The organism is Streptomyces flavofungini (assembly GCF_041028215.1).
Lineage (GTDB): Bacteria > Actinomycetota > Actinomycetes > Streptomycetales > Streptomycetaceae > Streptomyces > Streptomyces flavofungini_B.
In genome coordinates this window covers 1-3,517 of the sequence record NZ_JASKYR010000931.1, presented here as the reverse complement: position 1 = coordinate 3,517, position 3,517 = coordinate 1, and the positions used below count along the sequence as shown (strand labels likewise).

The following is a 3,517-nucleotide window of genomic DNA, read 5'->3' as shown; positions in this document are numbered from 1 at the left end:
GTTGGGGTCAGCGTGAGGGTGGTGGGCGGGCGGCCGGTCGAGGAGTGGCTGGTGGACGGCCGAAGGGTGGGCCGGTGCTGGTGGGCCGGTGCTGGTCGCTCTCCGCGGCGCCAGGTSTRTGTGTGKYGRTCGCGGCGGTTGGGGTCAGCGTGAGGGTGGTGGGCGGGCGGCCGGTCGAGGAGTGGCTGGTGGACGGCCGAAGGGTGAGCCGGTGCTGGTGGGCCGGTGCTGGTCGCGAGGGTGGCGGGCGGTGGTGACGGCTGGTCGGGGAGCGTCCGGTGGGCCGGTCAAGGGTGGACCGGCGGCGTCGGCCCGTCATCGTTCGTGTCCCGCTGCGCGGGGCCGCGCGTGTACGTCGTGATGGTCAGGGTCACCACGAGGGCGCCGAGGAGCCAGCCGCCGATGACGTCCGTGGGCCAGTGGACGCCCAGCCAGACGCGGGTCAGGCCCACTCCGGCCACGGAGAGCGCGGCCAGGGCCAGGGCCGCCCGCCACAGGGCGGGTCCCGCGCCGTACAGCCGCAGCAGCCACAGGAGCAGCCCGCAGACGACCGCCGCCGTCATCGCGTGGCCCGAGGGGAACGCCGCGAAGTGCGCGGAGTCCACCGGGTCCGGCCACACCGGGCGCGGCCGGTCGACGGCCGCCTTCAGCGCCTGCTGCACCGCCGAGGCGACCAGGCAGGCGCCCGCGAGCCAGAGCGCGAGCCACCGGGCGCCGCGCCCCACCAGCCAGAGGACCGCCACCGCGCACAGCGCGCGCATCGTCCAGGGGTCCCACACCCAGTCCGTGAGGACGCGGCTGACCCGCGTGGCGCCGGGGTCGGCCACCGCCCAGCGGTGCGTCGTACGTGCGATGTCCTCGTCCAGCGCGATCAGCGGGCCCCACTCCAGCTCCACCAGGAGCAGCAGCAGGAGTGCGGGGACGCCGAGGAGCACGGCGGCGAGCGCGGGCCGGTGGCCGGACGGGCGGGTCGGGGAGTCGGTCGGCGCGGGGTGCATGCAGTGATCCTTGCCGACAAGGCGGGGCGTATGCCATCCCGGACGCGCCGGGGCCGCGGTGCCGGGGCTCAGCCCAGGGCGCGCAGCCCGGGCACGAAGGTCACCAGGACGGGGATCACCGGTACGAGCGCCGCGGTCGCCGTCAGACGGAGCCGGTGCCCGGCGGTGAGGCGGGGCCGGGCGGAGAGGAGCCGGTGCACGCGCTGCGGGACGTGGGCGTGCGCGCTGGGACAGGGACCGAACACCCCGCGGTCCTCGTTCAGTTCGACCAGGGCGAGCGCGATGGTCAGCCGCCCGAAGCGGCGCGAGGCCACGTCGTCCGCGGCGAGCTCCACGAGCCTGTGCATCTCGTCGCGGAACGCGGCGAATACGCCCACCTGCGGGAAACCGGCGGCCAGCGCCCCGGAGCAGTGCAGCAGCCAGTCGTGCCTGGCTCGCGCGTGACCCTGCTCGTGGGCGAGCACGGCATCGAGCTGACGGCCCTTCAGGCGGCGCAGGGCGGCCGTGGTGACGACCAGCTGCGGGGCCTGGCCCGGCAGCCACCAGGCGTCGGGGCGCTCGCCCTCCAGGACGACGAGACGGTCGGCGCCGGGCTCCTCGCCGGGCAACAGCGGCGCGCGGTCGCGCAGTTCGGTGCGGCGGGCGGCGCGCCGCAGCCGCGCGAGGGCGATCTCGCGGGTCAGCATCGCGGCGCTCCACACCCCGCCGCAGGCCAGCAGCACGGCGGTGGCGGCGGCCCAGGGGCCGGGGGCCTGAAGGGCGTAGGCCTCGACCACGGCGTGCGGCGCGGGGGCGAAGACATGGCCGCGCACGGCCTGCCACGCGGCGGCGGCGCTCAGGATCATGGAGAGCGCGCAGCAGAGCAGGACGGCCGCGACGACGCACTGCCAGGCCCACAGCGCGACCACCGGTTCGCGCTCCGGCCAGTCGGCCCGCGCGAGCATGCGCGGGGCGACGACGGCGGTCAGAACGCCCAGCAGCAGCAACGCGACGGGGACCATCATGGCTCCCAGCCTATGAGGGCGGGGCCACCGGAGGGTATGGCCTGCCTCGGCAAGTGACGGACGCCACGGTGATCCCGTGCGTGCGCGGGCGCGGGGAAGGGGACGGGCAGGCGTCCGAAAGCAGTAGTGCCGTATCCCCGATCGGGTCGCGGCCGGGCGGCGCCGAGTGGCGTGCGCCCCGGCGGCCCCGGGACGCCCTAGTGTCCGGACGATGATCGAGACCATCGTGTTCGACGTGGGGGAGACCCTCACCAAAGACGACCGCTACTGGACCTCGTGGGCGAACTGGCTGAAGGTCCCGAGCCACACCCTCTCCGTGCTCGTCGGCGCCGTCGTCGCGCAGGGCAGGGACGGCAAGGACGCTCTGAAGCTGGTCAGCCCCGACATGGACGTGGAGTCGGCGGAGCGTGCGCGCGAGGCCGCGGGCCGCGGCGAGCACATCGGCGAGGCCGATCTCTATCCGGACGTACGGCCCGCCCTCGGCGCCCTGCAGAAGCTCGGCATCCGGGTGGTCGTGGCGGGGAACGGGACCGAGCGCGCCGCCGAGCTGCTGCGCGAACGCGATCTGCCCGTCGATCTCATCGCGACCTCGGGGGAGTGGGGCGTCGCGAAGCCGGACCCCGCGTTCTTCACGCGGGTCCTGGAGGTCTCCCAGGCGGGCCCCGCCGAGACGCTCTACGTGGGTGACCACCCGGCGCACGATGTCTTCCCCGCCCGCCAGGCGGGCCTGCGCACCGCACATCTGCGCCGGGGCCCCTGGGGCCACCTGTGGGCGAACGACCCGGCCGTGGCCGAGGCGGCCGACTGCCAGCTCGACAGCCTCACCGCCCTCGCCGCGATGATCGCCCAGCGCGCCGCCGCCGTCAGAGCGTGAGCAGCATCGCCAGCATGCCGATGCCCATCGAGAGCCTGCACGCGAGCGCCAGCTCGCGCCTGTCCCCCCAGCGGAGCACCGGCGGTCCGCCGACGGCGCCGTCCCCCGCCGCGGCCGTCCCGGCGGGGGCGAGCCGCAGGCCGGACCAGAGGACGTACCCGGCGAAGTAGAGCAGCAGGACCCCGGTCAGCGGCGGCAGGCCCACGCCCGCGTGGCCCGCGTGCCCGCCCGGCGCCGCGAGCATCGCCACCGACATGTAGACCATGGCGAGGGCGCCGATCAGATGGTGGACGTGGTGGCGGTCCTGGCGCGCCGCCCCCCGGGAGCGCCAGAGGCCGTGCAGTGACGCGGCGCCGAACACCGCCGCGCTGACGAGCCAGGTCCAGCGCGGCAGCGCGACCACCGCGGCGGGCACGGCCATCACCGCCATGCCGAATCCCATGAGCGCCTCACCGCCCGCCGTGCGGCGCTGTTCCTCGATGCGGCTGCGCATGCGCAGCAGACAGTAGGCCCCGGTCGCCGCGCACAGCGCGACGAGCAGCCAGGCGGCCTGCGCAGGACCGTGCACCGCGCACCTCCCCCTGTCGACGGTGTCGTCGGGTCGATGCCCAGGGGTGCGGAGGCGTATGCGGGCGCAGGGG

The 3,517-nt window shown here is 75.8% G+C and carries 4 protein-coding genes; 1 reads left to right on the top strand and 3 read right to left on the bottom strand.

Annotated elements, in window-relative coordinates; translation table 11 throughout:
• Window positions 1-287 precede the first annotated feature (287 nt).
• Complete coding sequence (locus AB8Z36_RS36720; protein WP_369217721.1) at window positions 288-998, bottom strand: phosphatase PAP2 family protein; 711 nt, start codon at window positions 996-998, stop codon at window positions 288-290.
• A 68-nt stretch (window positions 999-1,066) separates the two neighbouring features.
• Window positions 1,067-2,002 (bottom strand): M56 family metallopeptidase, encoded by a 936-nt coding sequence (locus AB8Z36_RS36715; protein ID WP_369217720.1) that lies wholly within the window; start codon window positions 2,000-2,002, stop codon window positions 1,067-1,069.
• Between the two features lie 211 nt (window positions 2,003-2,213).
• Between AB8Z36_RS36715 and AB8Z36_RS36710 the strand changes: the two genes are divergently transcribed.
• Window positions 2,214-2,876: an HAD family hydrolase gene (locus tag AB8Z36_RS36710; protein ID WP_369217719.1), complete on the top strand. Its 663-nt coding sequence runs from the start codon at window positions 2,214-2,216 to the stop codon at window positions 2,874-2,876.
• On the opposite strand, the gene AB8Z36_RS36705 is transcribed toward AB8Z36_RS36710, so the two are convergent.
• Entirely contained in the window at window positions 2,866-3,444 is a 579-nt protein-coding gene (locus tag AB8Z36_RS36705; protein WP_369217722.1) for a DUF5134 domain-containing protein, read from the bottom strand. The two genes, AB8Z36_RS36710 and AB8Z36_RS36705, sit on opposite strands and share 11 nt — an antisense overlap.
• Window positions 3,445-3,517: the final 73 nt, after the last annotated feature.

Coding starts and splice junctions, on each gene's coding strand:
- AB8Z36_RS36715 (WP_369217720.1), bottom strand. CDS start 2,002: ATGATGGTCCCCGTCGCGTTGCTGCTGCTGGGCGTTCTGACCGCCGTC.
- AB8Z36_RS36710 (WP_369217719.1), top strand. CDS start 2,214: ATGATCGAGACCATCGTGTTCGACGTGGGGGAGACCCTCACCAAAGAC.
- AB8Z36_RS36720 (WP_369217721.1), bottom strand. CDS start 998: ATGCACCCCGCGCCGACCGACTCCCCGACCCGCCCGTCCGGCCACCGG.